This window comes from Caballeronia sp. LZ033, from assembly GCF_031451265.1.
Lineage (GTDB): Bacteria > Pseudomonadota > Gammaproteobacteria > Burkholderiales > Burkholderiaceae > Caballeronia.
In genome coordinates, this window is record NZ_JARUXQ010000029.1 from 1 (window position 1) to 1245 (window position 1245).

Annotated in this window: 2 pseudogenes; both read right to left on the bottom strand. The window is 66.1% G+C overall.

Annotated features, from left to right (window positions below):
- Positions 1-1151 (bottom strand): annotated as a pseudogene (locus tag QCE62_RS35015) (filamentous hemagglutinin); the annotation flags it as partial.
- A gap of 3 nt (positions 1152-1154) precedes the next feature.
- Positions 1155-1211: pseudogene (locus QCE62_RS35360) on the bottom strand (hypothetical protein); the annotation flags it as partial.
- Positions 1212-1245: the final 34 nt, after the last annotated feature.

Consider the following 1245-nt stretch of genomic DNA (forward strand, 5'->3'; position numbering starts at 1 on the left):
CCTTGCGTATTGACGAGCGCGGCGCTGTCGAGCGAGATGCGGCCGTTGGCCGTCATCGTGCCGCTGCGGTTGACGATGCCGTTGCCGCTTCGCACGGCCGCGTCGCCCATGCCGAGATTGCTCACGAGGCCGCTCGTGTTGTCGATGCTCGCCGCCTGAAGGTCGAGCGTGCTCAGATCGATGCCTGCGCCCGTGCCCGCTTGAACCTGCCCGTTCGTATTCGTCAGGCCGCCGCCGCTGGCGAGCGACAGCGACCCGAGCGCGCGAATCGCGCCCCGTGTGTTGTCGACGTCGCCAGCGAAGCGCGCAGAGATCGCGCCTTGTGCGGCCAGCACGCCGTTCGCGTTGTTCAGGCCAGCGGCCTGCGCGGTGAGCGTGCCCGCTGTAATGATCCGGCCGCCAACGTTCGAGAAATAGCCGGCGCCGTCGCCGGGCGCAATCGTCAGCGTGCCCGTGCCAGCATCGATGATCGAGCCGCCGTCGTTGATGAGTGCGCCCGGCGCGAGCGTCAGATCCGTGCTGTTGGTCTGAAAGGTGCCGCCGTTGGAATTGTCGAACGTGCCGCTGACATGGAATTCCGTCGGCGACGCGCCGTATTGCGTGATCCGGCCCGCGCGATTGATGAGTTCCGTCGTGTTGACATTGAGCGCGTTCGCCTCAATCCCGCCGCCGGTGTTGTCGATTGTGCTGGTACTCGTGACCGTGAGGTTCGGCGCGACGATCGAGCCGCCGCTATTGGTCAGTCGCCCGGTCCGAATCGTCTCGTTCGTTCCCGCGCCTATCTGGCCACGGTCGTTGTTCAACGCAACGCTTACGAGATTCACCTCCGTGTTCGACAGCAGTTTGCCGCCGGCGTTATCGAGCACGCCGTCGGCTGTCACCGCGAGGCCGTCACGGGCTGTTATGGAGCCTGACGCGTTGACAAGCGCACCGGACACAACAGCCAGACGTCCGTTACTGGCGATCGAGCCGCCGCGGTTGTCGAGCGTGTTCGCTACGGCAAGCGCGGCCGTGCCAGTGCCCGTCTGCGCGATTGTCCCGCCGCGGTTCGTCACGTAAGCCGCAGCCAGCGCGATCTGGCTCCCCGTGATCGAGCCGTTGCCATTGTCGATGCTGCCTGCGCGCACCTGTGCCGCGCCGGTGGCTTGCATCGTGCCGCCTAGATTCTGCAAAGCGCCCCGAACATCGCCAGTCAATGCACCGCTCGACACGACCTTGCCATCGCGGTTCGAGAGCGACGCCGCG